Genomic DNA, 15,957 nt, shown 5'->3' with positions numbered 1-15,957 from the left:
ATGAGGCCGCTGTGCGGCCCCATCGGTCACATCAGACTTCGAGGTAATCCAGGATACCTTCGGCAGCGGTACGACCTTCGAAGATGGCGGTCACCACCAGGTCCGAACCGCGCACCATATCGCCACCGGCAAAGATTTTCGGGTTGCTGGTCTGGTGCTTGAACTTGCCTTTCTCCGGGGCCACCACGCGGCCTTGGCTGTCCATCTGGATGCCATGCTGCTCGAACCAAGGTGCCGGGCTTGGGCGGAAGCCGAAAGCGATCACCACGGCGTCCGCCGGGAGGATTTCTTCGGAACCCGGGATTGGCTCAGGGCTGCGACGGCCACGGGCATCCGGCTCGCCAAGACGGGTCTCGACCACCTTCACGCCTTCGACCTTGTCTTCACCGACAATGGCGATCGGCTGACGGTTGTAGAGGAATTTCACGCCTTCTTCCTTGGCGTTCTTCACCTCTTTGCGCGAGCCCGGCATGTTGGCTTCGTCACGACGGTAGGCACAGGTCACCGCCTTGGCGCCCTGGCGGATCGAGGTGCGGTTGCAGTCCATTGCGGTGTCGCCACCGCCCAGCACCACGACCTTCTTGCCCTGCATGTCGACGAAGTCTTGCGGCGACTTCTCGAAGCCCAGGTTGCGGTTGACGTTGGCGATCAGGAAGTCCAGCGCGTCATGCACGCCCGGCAGGTCCTCGCCCGGGAAGCCGCCTTTCATGTAGGTGTAGGTACCCATGCCCATGAACACGGCGTCGTACTCGGCGAGCAGCTGTTCCATGGTGATGTCGGTGCCCACTTCGGTGTTCAGGCGGAACTCGATACCCATGCCGGTAAAGACTTCGCGACGATTGCTCAGCACGGTCTTTTCCAGCTTGAACTCAGGGATGCCGAAGGTCAGCAAGCCGCCGATTTCCGGGTTCTTGTCGAACACCACCGGGGTAACCCCGGCGCGCACCAGCACGTCGGCACAGCCCAGGCCTGCCGGGCCAGCACCGATGATGGCAACGCGCTTGCCGGTCGGTTTGACCTTGGACATGTCCGGGCGCCAACCCATGGCGAAGGCGGTGTCGGTGATGTATTTCTCGACCGAACCGATGGTCACCGCGCCGAAGCCATCGTTCAGGGTGCAGGCACCCTCGCACAGGCGGTCCTGCGGGCACACACGGCCGCAGACTTCCGGCAGGGTGTTGGTCTGGTGCGAGAGTTCCGCCGCAGCCAGGATGTTGCCTTCGGAGACCAGCTTCAACCAGTTCGGGATGAAGTTGTGCACCGGGCACTTCCACTCGCAATACGGGTTACCGCAGCCCAGGCAGCGGTGTGCCTGCTCTACGGACTGCTGGGGCTTGAAAGGCTCGTAGATTTCCACGAACTCCTTCTTGCGTTGGCGCAGCAGTTTTTTCTTCGGGTCCTTGCGGCCCACTTCGATGAACTGGAAGTCGTTACTCAGACGTTCAGCCATTTTTCAAAACCTCTTAACAGCAGCTGCAAGCTACAAGCTGCAAGCCGCAAGACGATCACTTAAGCCGGGCAAACCTCGAGCTGCTATTACTCGCAGCTTGAGGCTTGCCACTTGCAGCTGTTTTTACTGCGGGTTGGCACGGGTGCTGGACAGCAGTTGCTTGAGGTTGGCCGCCTTCGGCTTGACCAGCCAGAAGCGCCGCACGTAGTCGTCCAGGTTCTCCGAGAGCTCACGCCCCCACTCGCTGCCGGTTTCTTCCACATATTCGCCAAGGACCCGCGCCAGGTGGCTACGGTAGGCTTCCATCGCTTCACCACTGATACGCTGGATTTCCACCAGCTCGTGGTTGAGCTTGTCGACGAAGCTGTTGTCCATGTCGAGCACGTAGGCGAAGCCGCCAGTCATGCCAGAGCCGAAGTTGTAACCGGTCTTGCCCAGAACGCAGACAAAGCCACCGGTCATGTATTCACAGCAGTGATCGCCAGTACCCTCGACAACAGCATGGGCGCCGGAGTTACGCACAGCGAAGCGCTCGCCCGCGGTGCCGGCGGCGAACAGCTTGCCGCCCGTGGCGCCGTACAGGCAGGTGTTGCCGACGATGGCGCTGTGCTGGGTTTCGAACGGGCTGCCGGCTGGCGGCACGATGGTGACCTTGCCACCGGTCATGCCTTTGCCAACGTAGTCGTTGGCGTCACCTTCCAGGTACAGGTTCAGACCACCGGCGTTCCACACGCCGAAGCTCTGGCCCGCAGTTCCCTTGAAGCGGAAGGTGATCGGCGCTGCGGCCATGCCCTGGTTGCCGTGCAGCTTGGCGATTTCGCCGGAGATGCGCGCACCAATGGAGCGGTCACAGTTGCAGATGTCGAGCGCGAACTCGCCACCGGCCTGATCGCGAATGGCCGGCAGGGCCATTTCGACCATTTTCTCGGCCAGCTCGCCCTTGTCGAACGGCGGGTTCTTGTCGACTTCGCAGAACTGCGGCTTGTCAGCCGGGATGTGCGAGCTGCCCAACAGCGGCGACAGGTCCAGGTAGTGCTGGCGCTCGGTATCGCCTGGCAGCACGTCGAGCAGGTCGGTGCGGCCGATCAGCTCGCCCAGGCTACGCACACCCAGCTTGGCCAGCCACTCGCGAGTCTCCTCGGCGACGAAGGTGAAGAAGTTGATCACCATGTCGACGGTGCCGATGTAGTGGTCCTTGCGCAGCTTGTCGTTCTGCGTGGCCACGCCAGTGGCGCAGTTGTTCAGGTGGCAGATGCGCAGGTACTTGCAGCCCAGGGCGATCATCGGTGCGGTACCGAAGCCAAAGCTTTCGGCGCCGAGGATGGCGGCCTTGATCACATCCAGGCCGGTTTTCAGGCCGCCGTCGGTCTGTACCCGTACCTTGCCGCGCAGGTCGTTGCCGCGCAGGGTCTGGTGGGTTTCGGCCAAGCCAAGCTCCCACGGGGCACCGGCGTACTTGATGGAGGTCAGCGGCGAAGCGCCGGTACCACCGTCATAACCGGAGATGGTGATCAGGTCGGCATAGGCCTTGGCCACGCCGGCGGCGATGGTGCCAACGCCCGCCTCTGCCACCAGCTTGACCGATACCAGGGCCTGGGGGTTGACCTGCTTGAGGTCATAGATCAGCTGGGCCAGGTCTTCGATCGAGTAGATATCGTGGTGCGGTGGCGGCGAGATCAGGGTCACGCCCGGTACCGCATAGCGCAGCTTGGCGATCAGGCCGTTGACCTTGCCGCCGGGCAACTGGCCGCCCTCGCCCGGCTTGGCGCCCTGGGCAACCTTGATCTGCAGCACTTCGGCATTGACCAGGTATTCCGGGGTCACACCGAAGCGGCCGGTGGCCACCTGCTTGATCTTGGAGCTGCGGATGGTGCCATAGCGCGAGGGGTCTTCACCGCCCTCACCGGAGTTGGAGCGCGCGCCCAGGCGGTTCATCGCCTCGGCCAGCGCTTCGTGAGCCTCTGGCGACAGCGCACCCAGCGAGATACCGGCGGAGTCGAAGCGCTTGAGGATCGCCTCCAGCGGCTCGATCTGATCCAGCGGCAGGGCCTCGTCGGCCACCTTCACTTTCAGCAGGTCGCGGATCATCGACACTGGGCGCTGGTCGACCAGCGTGGTGTACTCCTTGAACTTGGCGTAGTCGCCCTGCTGCACGGCGGCCTGCAGGGTATTGACCACATCCGGGTTGTAGGCGTGGTACTCGCCACCGTGGACGAACTTGAGCAGGCCACCCTGCTGGATCGGCTTGCGCGCGCTCCAGGCTTCAGCGGCGAGCAGCTTCTGGTCGCCCTCGAGGTCGACGAAACGCGCACCCTTGATGCGGCTGGACACGCCTTTGAAACTCAGGCCGACCACTTCTTCGGCCAGGCCTACGGCCTCGAACAGCTGAGCACCACGATAGGAGGCGATGGTGGAGATGCCCATCTTCGACAGGATCTTCAGCAGGCCCTTGGAGATGCCTTTGCGGTAGTACTTGAAGACCTCGTCCAGGTCGCCCAGCACTTCGCCGGTGCGGATCAGGTCGGCCAGCACTTCATACGCCAGGTACGGGTACACCGCAGAGGCGCCGAAGCCCAGCAGCACGGCGAAGTGGTGCGGGTCACGGGCAGTGGCGGTTTCGACCAGGATGTTGCTGTCGCAACGCAGGCCTTTTTCCGTCAGGCGGTGGTGGACCGCGCCAACGGCGAACGAAGCGTGCACCGGCAGCTTGCCCGGGGCGATGTAGCGGTCGCTGAGCACCAGTTGGGTCTTGCCCGCGCGCACCGCTTCTTCAGCCTGATCGGCGATGTTGCGGATGGCCGCTTCCAGGCCGATGTCTTCCTCGTAGTTGAGGTCGATCAGCTGACGGTCGAAGCCTTCGCGTTCCAGGTTCATCAACGAACGCCACTTGGCGGGCGAGATGACCGGGGAGCTGAGGATTACCCGCGAGGCATGCTCAGGAGATTCCTGGAAGATGTTGCGCTCGGCACCCAGGCAGATCTCCAGCGACATGACGATCGCTTCGCGCAGCGGGTCGATCGGCGGGTTGGTAACCTGGGCGAACTGCTGGCGGAAGAAGTCGTAAGGCGAACGCACGCGCTGCGACAGCACGGCCATTGGCGTGTCGTCACCCATCGAACCGACCGCTTCCTGGCCTTGCTCGCCGAGTGGGCGCAGTACCTGGTCACGCTCTTCGAAAGTGACCTGGAACATCTTCATGTACTGCTTGAGCTGGTCAGCGTCGTAGCTGGCCGCGCCCTGGTCGTCGGAGAGCGTCGCCTGGATGCGCAAGGCGTGCTGACGCAGCCAGCGCTTGTACGGGTGGCGCGACTTCAGGCGGTTGTCGATGGCATCGGTGTCGAGGATGTGGCCGGTCTCGGTATCCACCGCGAAGATCTGGCCTGGGCCGACACGGCCCTTGGCGATGACATCTTCAGGCTTGTAGTCCCACACGCCGATTTCCGACGCCAGGGTGATATAGCCATTCTTGGTGGTCACCCAGCGCGCCGGGCGCAGGCCGTTGCGGTCAAGCAGACAGACCGCATGACGGCCCTCGGTCATGACGATGCCGGCCGGGCCGTCCCACGGCTCCATGTGCATGGAGTTGTATTCGTAGAAGGCGCGCAGGTCGGCGTCCATGGTCTCGACGTTCTGCCAGGCTGGCGGTACCAGCATGCGCACGCCGCGGAACAGGTCGATACCGCCGGTGACCATCAGCTCCAGCATGTTGTCCATGCTCGAGGAGTCGGAGCCTACGCGGTTGACCAGCGGGCCGAGCTCTTCGAGGTCGGGGATCTGGTCGTTGGCGAACTTGGTGCGACGGGCCATCGCCCAGTTGCGGTTACCGGTGATGGTGTTGATCTCGCCATTGTGGGCGAGGAAGCGGAACGGCTGCGCCAGCGGCCATTTCGGCAGGGTGTTGGTGGAGAAGCGCTGGTGGAACACGCAGATCGCGGTTTGCAGGCGCTCGTCGTCCAGGTCGGGATAGAAGGCCGCGAGATCGCGCGGCATCATCAGGCCTTTGTAGATGATGGTCTTGTGCGAGAAGCTGCAGATGTAGTGGTCGGCGTCGTGGGCGTTGGCCACGGACGAACGGCGACGGGCACTGAACAGCTTGATGGCGAATTCCTGATCGCTCAGGCCTTCACCGCCGATGAACACCTGTTCGATCTGCGGCAGGCGCTCCAGCGCCAGGCGGCCGAGCACGCTGGTGTCGATCGGGACTTTGCGCCAGCCAACCAGGGTCAGGCCGGCAGCGATGATTTCGCGATCCATGTTGGCGCGAGCGGCTTCGGCTTTTACCGGGTCCTGATTGAAGAACACCATGCCAACGGCGTACTGCTTGGGCAGCTCGACGGCAAAGTGCTCCTGGGCCACGGCACGCAGGAATTGATCGGGTTTCTGCATGAGCAGACCGCAACCGTCACCGGTCTTGCCGTCGGCGTTGATGCCGCCACGGTGGGTCATGCAAGTCAGGGCCTGCATGGCCGTTTGCAGAAGGTGGTGGCTCGGTTCGCCCGTCATATGGGCGATCAGGCCAAAACCACAGTTGTCCTTGAATTCTTCGGGATGGTACAGACCTGTTTTCATAGACACTTTCTCACCAGGTTCACCTCTCAACCGGAGGCAAATCTCTTTTTTAACAACCACTTACCATCCACGCCGATCAAATGCCAGCTTTTTTGCGGTGGCCATGGAAAACCATTGTTGCACAGCGACAGCGATGCCCACAAATTTTCATGTCTCACCATTGAAAATTTATGTCGCAATTTTGAATGTTTTTGCGCCATGCGCCGTGATAGCGGCTTGGCTCGAGTCTGAAGCGTTTCAGCCATGACTGCAAGATTGGCTTGTGGCCGGCAGCCTGGGACAGAAAAGCCTGCCGCGCTCGGGCGCAGCAGGCTAGACGAAAGTCAGTTATCGCTCAGCAACTGGGCGGCGGGGTGGTGCCGCCCGGAAGGTATCAGCGGGCCGTGGCCAGCTCTTGTTGGACGCTGGCGACAGTACGTGGCCAAGGTTTACCAGCCTGAACCTTCGCTGGCAAGTTCTTGATTGCCGCAACCGCTGCATCGCGGTTGGCGAAGCTACCATAGGTGACCACGTAGAGCGGCTTGCCCTGCAGGCTTTTCTTGAAGTAGCGATAGTCGCCACCCTGCGCCTTGACGAAGGCCTGCGCCGACGCTTCGGAGCTGGTACCAAGGATCTGCACTACATAATTGCCAGGCTTCTGACCGGAGTACCAGCCGCTGTTACCGCTGCCGCCTGTTGCAGGTTTGGCAGTGGCAACCTGGGTCGGTGCCGGAGCGGGCCTGGCGGGTGCAACCGGCTTGGCCGGCTGGGTTGCTACCGGCTTCTGCGCAGGCGCAACCGGCTGGGCCGGCGGCGTACTGGTGGTGGCCTGAGCCATGGTCGGTGCGGGGCCTGCAGCTTCACCCTGCGGTGGTGCGATGGTCGTTACCGTTGGCGGATTGCCTGGCTGCAGCGCAGTGCTGTCCGCCGGGCCACCTTCTTCACCATCCCCCATGCCGGCGGCCTGCGCCAGCGGCTCGCGCATCACCGGCTGCGACTGGCCAACCAGGGGCAGTGGCATCGGCTGCGACGAGCCTGAGAATTCGATGGCCGGGTCAGCGGGCTTTGCTTCCCCCAGCGGCAATTGGGCTTGGGCTGCGGGCGCATCCGTAGCCGCCTTGTCGCTTTTCTTGGGCATGAGAACCGCGGCAGCAACGGCCACTACAACGACAGCGGACAGCGCGAGCACGTGTTTCTTAGGCATTTTGAACCCCATGGTTGGTCGCTTCGCCGTACTACGGCTGGCGATCATGGCTTCGATCAAGGTATCGCGGGCGACCTGGTTGATGTTGCCAGGCCAACCGTCGGAGTGTTCATGAATATCGACGATCTGCTCATGGGTGAACACCTCGATGCCCCGGCCTGCACCTTCCAGGCGCTGCTCCAGGTACTCGCGGGTCTCTTCCTCGCTGTAGGGGGCGAGTTCGATGACGTGGAAACGCTCTTCCTCGACATGGATCTCATCCAACCCGGCGATCAGCGACGCTTCGCCGAACAGGAACACGTGCGGGCGCCCCTCCGGGACACCTGCCGCCAGCTCCAGCAACGCTTGGAGTGCCGACTCGTCGAGTTGTTCCGCATCGTCCACCAGTAAATAGACTTCCTGCCCGGTGAGGGCAAGCTGTACTACCTTGGAGAGGATCGCCTGAACTTCCGCTGGAGCCACGTCCAGCGCCTGGGCCACTTGGCCCAGCACGCTGGCGGCATCGCTGGCGCCGCGCGCCGATACCACGACGCTCTGCACCGACTGCTTGTTGGTGCTGGCCACCAAGGCCTGGCGCAACAACGTCTTGCCGCTGCCGACGGGGCCTGTAACCACCAGCATCAGCTGGCTGTAACGGGCCAGGTGGTGCAGTTGGCCGAGCACAGGCTTGCGCTGGGCAGGGAAAAACTTGAAGCCGGGCACACGCGGCGCGAACGGATCGTGGCTCAACTGGTAATGGTCGAGAAACGCCTCATCGGCATGCAAACTGGTCATTGCGCTGTCACAACCTCAAAGCTGGGCCACGATCGCGCGGTAATCCGCCGACAGCGTGGCCTGAAGAATCTCTTTCGGATAGTCGTCGGTAACCACGGCTTCGCCCATCTGGCGCAGGAGCACCAGACGCAAACGCCCATCGATCACCTTTTTGTCGACCGCCATATGCTCCATGAAATGCGCCGGGGTCATTTCCTGTGGTGGCACCACCGGCAAACCTGCATCCTGCAGCAGGCGGATTGCGCGATCGCGCTCGGACTGATCGATCCAGCCCAGACGCATCGACATCTCCAGGGCCATCACCGTACCCGCTGCCACAGCTTCGCCGTGCAACCAGACACCGTAGCCCATGTGCGTTTCGATGGCATGCCCGAAGGTATGCCCCAGGTTGAGCGTTGCGCGCACACCAGACTCACGTTCGTCAGCCCCGACCACCGCTGCCTTGGCTGCACACGAGCGCTGGATCGCTTCGGTCAGCGCCGCTGGCTCGAGGGCGCGCAAAGCCTTGATATTGTCCTCGAGCCAACCAAGGAAGGGCTTGTCGCAGATCAGCCCGTACTTGATCACTTCGGCCAGGCCCGCCGACAGCTCGCGCTCGGGCAGGGTGTTGAGGGTGGTGGTGTCGATCAGCACGGCTTTGGGCTGGTAGAACGCACCCACCATGTTCTTGCCCAGCGGATGGTTGATGCCGGTCTTGCCGCCGACAGAGGAGTCGACCTGGGACAGCAGGGTGGTCGGTACCTGGATGAAATCGACGCCGCGCTGATAGCACGCCGCAGCGAAGCCGGCCATGTCGCCGATAACGCCACCACCGAGGGCCACCACCGTGGTGCGGCGGTCGTGCCGGGCCGTGAGGAGGCCGTCGAAAATCAACTGCAGGGTTTCCCAGTTTTTGTGGGCTTCGCCATCCGGGAGGATCACTGGCAGCACCGAATAGGCACCCAGCGTCTTGCTCAGACGTTCGAGATACAGGGGCGCGACGGTCTCGTTGGAAACGATGGCAACCTGCCGGCCGGCAATGTGCGGCGCCAGCAGTTCTGGCTGCTCAAGCAGGCCTTCGCCAATGTAGATCGGGTAGCTGCGCTCGCCCAGGTCGACCTTTAGTGTCTGCATGTATCCCCACAATGTACTTGGGCGCGGCGTCGGCTGAGCGACCCACGCGGTAACGTTGAACCTCGCCTCGGCGCTGGCCGAGAATAGTCCCGGCCTACCGGGGCGGCAACTGCTGCAAGCGCTCGAGAATATCCAGTACGACCATGCGCGGGGGCCGTTCGTCGGTTTCAACCACGATGTCGGCGATCTCACGGTAGAGCGGATCGCGTGCTTCAAGAAGGCTACGCAAAGTCGCCTCCGGATTGGCAGTACGCAGCAAAGGGCGATTGCGATCGCGCGCAGTACGCCCGACCTGCTGTTCCACCGAGGCATGCAGGTAGATCACCCGGCCACCATGGTGCAGAGCCTGGCGGTTGGCCTCGCGCATCACCGCGCCGCCGCCGGTCGCCACGACCACGCCATCGAGCGCGCAGAGCTCGGCGATCATCGCCTGCTCACGATCACGGAAGCCCGGCTCGCCTTCTTTGTCGAAGATCCACGGGATGTTGGCGCCTGTTTTCAGTTCGATTTCCTTGTCGGAATCTTTGAACAGCAGGCGCAGCTCTTTGGCCAACAGGCGCCCGATGGTGCTTTTTCCAGCGCCCATGGGCCCTACAAGTATCAAATTTCGCACAGAATCAACGACTCACAGCAATCGCCTGGTCATTCATGATACGCGGAGTCAGGAAGACCAGCAGCTCGGATTTTTTCTCTTGTAATGCATCGCGTCGAAACAGCCGCCCAACATACGGCAGATCACCGAAAAATGGCACCTTGTCGACCACATTGTTTTGCGTGGTCGAATACACACCGCCAATGACGATGGTTTCCCCGTCAGCTACCCGTACCTTGGCATTGACCTCGTTCTTGCGGATCGGCGGCACATCGTTCAAGGCATTGACGAAATCAGGCTCGTCCTTGGTCACCTTGACCGTCATGATCACCTTGCCGTCCGGCGTAATCTGCGGAGTGACCTCCAACGACAGCGAAGCCTCGCGGAATGCAACCGAGGTAGCGCCACTCTTCGTGGTCTCCTGGTAAGGGACTTCGGTGCCTTTGAGGATGCGGGCGGTTTCCTTATTGGCGGTGACCACCTTGGGCTGGGAGATGATTTCACCATTGCCGGTCTTCTCCATGGCGCTGAGTTCAAGGTCCAGCAGCACGCTCCCACGCAACACCCCCAGGCCAATGCTGGAACCGGCCCGTTCCACCCCAAGATCGACAAACACGTCCTTGCCCAAAACAGCAGCTTCGCTGTAGAGCCGCGGGCCCCAGCGCACCCCAAGGCTTTTCTCGTAATCGACATTGGCCTCGACGATGCGCGCCTCGATCTCTACCTGCCGTACCGGCACATCCAGTTGCGCCACCAACTGGCGCAGCTCGGCAAGCCGCTCCTCAGGCTGGTGCGCCACCAGCGTATTGGTGCGCACATCCACATTCAAACTACCGCGCCCCGTCAGAATGCCGTCATCGGCCAGCGTGGCCAGCAGCAATTCGGCAAGCTCTGAGGCCTCGGCGTGGTGTATCGGCAGCAACTCGCGGCGCAACGGCTGCGATTGGGCGTCCAGCTCCAAGCCTATACGCGCGCCCAGGGCTTGTTCGGCCAGCTCAGCCGCTGGCGCCACCAACAGCACCTTGCCCTCTTCGCGCCGGGCCAGGCCCTTGCTGCGCAACACCAGCCCCAAAGCCTGATCCCAGGGAACATCCTGCAGACGCAAGGTAATACTGCCCTGCACCGTGTCGCTGGCGACCAGGTTGATGCCGGCATAATCGGCCAGCACCTGCAACACCAGGCGCACTTCCACGTCCTGGAAGTTCAGCGAAATCGGCTCACCCCGATAAGGCGTTGCCGCCAGCAACGGCATCGGCAGCAAGGCCGCCACCACCCACTTCATCAACCTGTTCATGATCTTCCCTGATCTCCCCGTCCACGCCCTGCCTGAGCCTCAGAAATGCCGTGCGCTCGCGCCAAGTGCCGCCCACGAACAACCGCTCGCGCACCGTTACCTGGTGCTCATCCACGCGTTCCACCAGCCCCCCATCGCGCCCCAGACGGTCACCGGAACGCACGCGATAGAGCCTCCCGGCAGATGACAGCAAAGCCTCATGTTCCATGCCCCGGGACAAGCTTCCGACCATTTCCAGCTGAGCCAGCGGGACAGAGGCGAGCCCTCGCCTGACAACGCGACCCGACCACGTCGAAAACGGATCGAGAACCGCTGGCAAGACCTCACCCCGGGCGGGTATCCAGGCCAATGATTGCGGCTCTGCCACCGGCCCATCGGCGTGGAAGGCGTCAACCCGCAGCCTCAATCGCAGCAAGCCGGGCCTGCCTTGAGCATCGGCCAGATGCATGTCGCCGACACGCAGCAGGCGAACCTGCCCAAGCCACTCATCGAGCCAAAGTCGCAACGCCGCGTAACGCCCAACTACCTGCACATCCAGCGGCGTTCGTCCAAAACCTGCCTTCTTCTGCTCATCCAGTACCTCAAGTTGCTCGAAATGCAGCCCATGCACATGCCCCGACGCGGCCAACTGATCGAGCAGATCGCTGATTTCGCCCCCGGCTGCCAGGCGCCATCGCATATCGTGCAGGTGCCGCTGGGCTTCACTCAGCGCTTGCGGTGCATGCACATGCGCCAACACCTGGGTGGCCTTGGCATGATGCTTGTCGTTAAGGGCCCTTTGGTTTACCTGCGCTGCCTGCTGCAGTTGCCGCCATTCCGGCCAACGAATCAGGCAGCCGACCGCAAACACCAGGCACGCCGCGGCTATCGGCAGGGCACATCGGAACAAGCGCGAGCGAGCTACCAGCGCCTGCCAGTCCAGACGCACGCGCAGCTTCACGACCAAGAGTCCGACATCCGCGCCAGCAGCAAAAACTCTTCACCAGCAGGCAAGCTCTTGATCCGCCTCAATTCCAGGTCGAGCAATATCCCGGAGCGCCCGAGATCACGCATCAATTGCGCTATCACAGCGCTGGAAGCGGCCAGCCCAACCAAGTGCAACCGCTCACCCTCGACCTTCAGTTCGACAACCTGAACGCCCTCGGGCAATGCCCGCTCCAGATCGCTGAACAGCGCCGTGAGAAGCCCTCGGTCCGCAAACAAAGCGTCCAGCGAGGCGGTTTGGGCCCTTGCTGCGTCGAGAGCCTGCTGAATGACGTCAAGCTGCTCCAGCTGCCTATTGAGCCCCGCGATCGCGGCCTGGCGCCCCAGGTTGGCAGCGGCCTGATGCTGCGCCCGCTGGCGCGCCAGCTGGTCCATCAACAACACAACACAGAGTGCCAGCACCACGCTGCCAATCAGCATGAGCTGAAAACGGCGAAGCGCCGCCAAGCGTTGCTGTTCGCGCCAGGGCAAAAGATTGATACGCAGCATCAGCGCAAAGCTCCCAGCGCCAGGGCAGACGCCAATGCCATGTTGTCGTCGTGACATGCAAGGCCAGCCACCTGGGGCAACGCCCGATAAGGCACTTCCAACCGGTCAATCAAATCACCGAGCCGACCTTGCTCAAGCTGCAGGCTCCCAGCCAGAAGCAGGTCTTGCACCTGCAGGTCATCGACAAACAGTTCGGCCAGCCGGCCCAGGGGCACTTCGCGCCGCTGCGGCAATACACCCTGTGACCAGCAATGCAGCGTAGCGCTGCCGGGCTCAAGGCGCAGCAGCGCGCAGCCGTCTGCACCCGGTTGCGGCATCATTCGCCGCAAGGCGATGCTGTCGACCTCGACGACTTCCAGCAGCAACCCAGCGTCATCGAAAATCGCTTCCAACGACTGCAGCAAGGTCTGCCGGCAGGCCACCACCAGAACATCACGCGCGCCAGCCTGCCCACATGAAGCCCCCAACACCTGGAAGTCCATCACCAGGTCTTCCAGCGGGAAAGGAAACAACCTGTCCGCATCAGCCAGAAGTTGCGCCTCCATTTCGGCTACTGGCTGGTCTGCCGGTAGCTGGCACAACTTGCAGATTACCTGCGAGGCAGCCAGGGCCACTGCGACCCGGCGCTGGCGACTGCCACTGCGCCGACAAGCGCTACGCAGCGCCGCCACGACGCGATCAGGCACTTGCCACCAATCAGCAGCACCTGCGGGCTCGAATCGCTCAACCTCCCAGGCAAGACGCTCACAGCGCCCTTTTCTGCGTTGCAGTTGTACAAGCCGAACCGAATCGACGGCAATTTCAACCCCCAACAGTGAACCGGCATCCTTGCCAATGCGTCCAAGCATCGCTGCTCCTTTGTGTCAGCCCTGAAACCCGCGCCAGCACCAAGGCTTGATGGCCGGAAGGTGCAGCGGGCCGCCCGGCCGGTCACCCGGCGAGGCGAAAAATGCTTATAATGCCCAGCGTTTTTTCGTCCGCCGGCTCCGTGCGCAATTCACCCCTCAACCTGGACACCCAAAAGCCTTGATACGTCTGCTGAAGTTCTTCTGGTGGTCTTTCGTCGCAGTCATCTGCGCGCTCGTACTCGGTGTGAGCGGTGCGTTTCTGTATCTTAGTCCCAACCTGCCGTCGGTCGATTCGCTCAGAAGCATCCAGTTGCAGATCCCCCTGAGGGTGTACAGCAGCGACGGCAAGCTGATCGCCGAGTTTGGCGAAATGCGCCGCTCGCCCATCCGTTTCGCGGACATTCCCCCGCAATTCATTCAGGCGCTTCTGTCAGCCGAGGACGACAATTTCCTCAATCACTACGGCGTTGACCCGGCCAGCCTGATGCGCGCCGCGACCCAACTGGTGAAAACCGGTCATATACAGACCGGCGGCAGCACAATCACCATGCAGGTGGCGAAGAACTTCTTCCTCACCAGCGAGCGCAGCTTCTCGCGCAAGACCAACGAGATTCTCCTGGCCCTGCAGATCGAGCGCGAACTGACCAAGGACGAGATCCTCGAGCTGTACGTGAACAAGATCTACCTGGGCAACCGCGCCTACGGCATCGACGCTGCCGCACAGGTTTACTATGGCAAGTCGATCCGTGACGTGAGCCTGGCGCAGATGGCGATGATCGCCGGCCTGCCCAAGGCACCGTCGCGCTTCAACCCTCTGGCCAACCCGGTGCGTGCAAAAGAGCGTCGCGACTGGATCCTGGGCCGCATGTACAAGCTCGGCAAGATTGACGAGGCGAGCTACCAGGCCGCCCTGGCCGAACCGCTCAACGCCAGCTACCACGTATCGGCGCCGGAGGTTAACGCGCCTTACATCGCCGAGATGGCCCGTGCCGAAATGGTTGGCCGCTATGGCAGCGATGCGTATACCGAGGGTTTCCGCGTCACCACCACAGTGCCGAGCGACATGCAGGAAATCGCCAACAAGGCCGTTCACGGTGGCCTGTCCGATTATGATGAGCGCCACGGCTACCGCGGCCCTGAATCGCGCTTCCCGGGCAAAGGCCAGGCTGCCTGGCTGCAGGAATTGAACAAGCAGCGCACCTTGGGCGGGCTGGAGCCGGCCATCGTTACCCAGGTTGAAAAAAGCGGCCTGAAAGTACTGACCCGCGGCGGCAAGGAAGAAGATGTCGCATGGGACACCATGAAATGGGCACGCCCGTTCATCAATAGCAATGCGCAGGGCCGGGCGCCACAATCGCCGGCAGACGTGGCCCAGGTTGGCGACCTGGTGCGCGTGCAGCGGCTGGACGACGGCAAACTCAAGTTCAGCCAGGTACCGGCAGCGCAGAGCGCGCTGATCACGCTGGACCCTTACAACGGCGCCATCCGTGCGCTGGTTGGCGGTTTCTCGTTCGAGCAGAGCAACTACAACCGCGCCATGCAGGCCAAGCGCCAGCCCGGCTCAAGCTTCAAACCGTTCATCTATAGCGCGGCGCTGGACAGCGGCTATACGGCCGCCAGCCTGGTCAACGACGCTCCGATCGTGTTCGTCGACGAATACCTGGACAAGGAATGGCGACCCAAGAATGACACCAACACCTTCCTCGGCCCGATTCGCATGCGCGAAGCGCTGTACAAGTCGCGCAACCTGGTATCGATCCGCTTGCTGCAGGCCATGGGCGTAGGCCGCACCATCGACTACATCACCAAGTTCGGCTTCAACAAGCAGGATCTGCCGCCCAACCTGTCGCTGGCATTGGGCACCGCGACACTCACGCCCATGGAAATCGCCACTGGCTGGAGCACCTTCGCCAACGGCGGTTACAAGATCAACCCGTACCTGATCGAGCGCATCGAGAGCCGCAACGGCGAGACACTGTTCACCGCCAACCCTGCGCGCGTGCCGCAGGGCGCCGAGGACGACGCAGGCCTGGCGGCACCAGAGCAGCCGATCAGCACGGCGTCGCTGCCTGGTGAGGCGCCGTCGGCTGCCAGCCCGCCCGCCCCTGCTCCACAAGTGCCGGTAACCGCCGAGCAGATCATCGATGGCCGTACCACCTATATCCTCACCAGCATGCTGCAGGACGTGATCAAACGCGGGACCGGGCGCCGCGCCCTGGCCCTGGGTCGTACGGACCTGGCGGGCAAGACCGGCACCACCAACGAGTCCAAGGATGCCTGGTTCTCCGGCTACAACGCCGATTACGTCACTACCGTCTGGGTCGGTTTCGACCAGCCGGAAACCCTGGGTCGCCGCGAATACGGCGGGACGGCTGCCCTGCCGATCTGGATGAGCTTCATGGGCGCGGCCCTGAAGGACAAGCCCAACCACCCGCCTGCAGAACCGGAAGGCATCCTCAGCCTGCGTGTCGACCCGGTCAGCGGCCGTGCGGCCTCCCCGAGCACGCCTAACGCGTATTTCGAACTGTTCAAGGCTGAAGATTCGCCACCATCGGTGGATGAACTGGGCAACGGTGCAGCGCCGGGCAGCCCGCTGCCGGCCGATGAAGCGGCGCCCATGGATTTGTTCTGAGCCGACAGCTTGCAGCTTGAACCCAAAAA

At 62.5% G+C, this 15,957-nt stretch carries 10 protein-coding genes; 1 reads left to right on the top strand and 9 read right to left on the bottom strand.

Annotation, left to right across the window (positions count from 1 at the left end; translation table 11 throughout):
- Positions 1-31: 31 nt before the first annotated feature.
- The 9 genes from EGJ09_RS08970 to pilM all read right to left on the bottom strand — a co-directional run bounded on the left by EGJ09_RS08970 (position 32) and on the right by pilM (position 13,296).
- Positions 32-1,450, bottom strand: a complete 1,419-nt coding sequence (locus tag EGJ09_RS08970; protein WP_115273377.1) for an FAD-dependent oxidoreductase — start codon at positions 1,448-1,450, stop codon at positions 32-34.
- A 123-nt stretch (positions 1,451-1,573) separates the two neighbouring features.
- On the bottom strand, positions 1,574-6,019 hold the full coding sequence (gene gltB, locus EGJ09_RS08965) for a glutamate synthase large subunit (protein ID WP_125923648.1): 4,446 nt from the start codon (positions 6,017-6,019) through the stop codon (positions 1,574-1,576).
- Positions 6,020-6,392: 373 nt separating this feature from the next.
- Positions 6,393-7,976 carry an SPOR domain-containing protein gene (locus tag EGJ09_RS08960; protein ID WP_125923647.1) on the bottom strand — a complete coding sequence of 528 codons (1,584 nt, stop codon included), beginning with the start codon at positions 7,974-7,976 and terminating at the stop codon, positions 6,393-6,395.
- Positions 7,977-7,991: 15 nt separating this feature from the next.
- Positions 7,992-9,089 carry a 3-dehydroquinate synthase gene (gene aroB / locus EGJ09_RS08955; RefSeq protein WP_125923646.1) on the bottom strand — a complete coding sequence of 366 codons (1,098 nt, stop codon included), beginning with the start codon at positions 9,087-9,089 and terminating at the stop codon, positions 7,992-7,994.
- 94 nt (positions 9,090-9,183) lie between these two features.
- A complete protein-coding gene (gene aroK, locus EGJ09_RS08950; protein WP_039602073.1) occupies positions 9,184-9,702 on the bottom strand; it encodes a shikimate kinase AroK in 519 nt (172 codons plus the stop codon).
- Positions 9,703-9,706: 4 nt separating this feature from the next.
- Positions 9,707-10,975 (bottom strand): type IV pilus secretin PilQ, encoded by a 1,269-nt coding sequence (locus EGJ09_RS08945; RefSeq protein ID WP_125923645.1) that lies wholly within the window; start codon positions 10,973-10,975, stop codon positions 9,707-9,709.
- Positions 10,899-11,915, bottom strand: a complete 1,017-nt coding sequence (locus tag EGJ09_RS08940) for a pilus assembly protein PilP (RefSeq protein ID WP_125923644.1) — start codon at positions 11,913-11,915, stop codon at positions 10,899-10,901. Before EGJ09_RS08940 ends, EGJ09_RS08945 begins: the two co-directional genes overlap by 77 nt.
- Positions 11,912-12,448 (bottom strand): PilN domain-containing protein, encoded by a 537-nt coding sequence (locus EGJ09_RS08935; RefSeq protein WP_119688133.1) that lies wholly within the window; start codon positions 12,446-12,448, stop codon positions 11,912-11,914. The genes EGJ09_RS08940 and EGJ09_RS08935 overlap by 4 nt, the downstream gene beginning before the upstream one ends.
- Positions 12,448-13,296, bottom strand: coding sequence for a type IV pilus biogenesis protein PilM (gene pilM / locus EGJ09_RS08930; RefSeq protein WP_125923643.1), 849 nt, complete (start codon positions 13,294-13,296; stop codon positions 12,448-12,450). Before pilM ends, EGJ09_RS08935 begins: the two co-directional genes overlap by 1 nt.
- 181 nt (positions 13,297-13,477) lie before the next feature.
- Here pilM and EGJ09_RS08925 point away from each other — a divergent pair, with 181 nt between their 5' ends.
- Entirely contained in the window at positions 13,478-15,928 is a 2,451-nt protein-coding gene (locus EGJ09_RS08925; protein ID WP_371928072.1) for a penicillin-binding protein 1A, read from the top strand.
- The last annotated feature ends 29 nt before the right edge of the window (positions 15,929-15,957 follow it).

It is taken from the genome of Pseudomonas sp. p106, assembly GCF_003936645.1.
Taxonomy (GTDB): domain Bacteria; phylum Pseudomonadota; class Gammaproteobacteria; order Pseudomonadales; family Pseudomonadaceae; genus Aquipseudomonas; species Aquipseudomonas putida_E.
This window is presented reverse-complemented; position numbering and strand designations above follow the sequence as displayed.

What these genes read in the sequence shown, in the direction of transcription:
- EGJ09_RS08970 (WP_115273377.1), bottom strand. Translation starts at nt 1,450, where the DNA reads ATGGCTGAACGTCTGAGTAACGACTTCCAGTTCATCGAAGTGGGCCGC.
- gltB (WP_125923648.1), bottom strand. Translation starts at nt 6,019, where the DNA reads ATGAAAACAGGTCTGTACCATCCCGAAGAATTCAAGGACAACTGTGGT.
- EGJ09_RS08960 (WP_125923647.1), bottom strand. Translation starts at nt 7,976, where the DNA reads ATGACCAGTTTGCATGCCGATGAGGCGTTTCTCGACCATTACCAGTTG.
- aroB (WP_125923646.1), bottom strand. Translation starts at nt 9,089, where the DNA reads ATGCAGACACTAAAGGTCGACCTGGGCGAGCGCAGCTACCCGATCTAC.
- EGJ09_RS08945 (WP_125923645.1), bottom strand. Translation starts at nt 10,975, where the DNA reads ATGAACAGGTTGATGAAGTGGGTGGTGGCGGCCTTGCTGCCGATGCCG.
- EGJ09_RS08935 (WP_119688133.1), bottom strand. Translation starts at nt 12,448, where the DNA reads ATGCTGCGTATCAATCTTTTGCCCTGGCGCGAACAGCAACGCTTGGCG.
- pilM (WP_125923643.1), bottom strand. Translation starts at nt 13,296, where the DNA reads ATGCTTGGACGCATTGGCAAGGATGCCGGTTCACTGTTGGGGGTTGAA.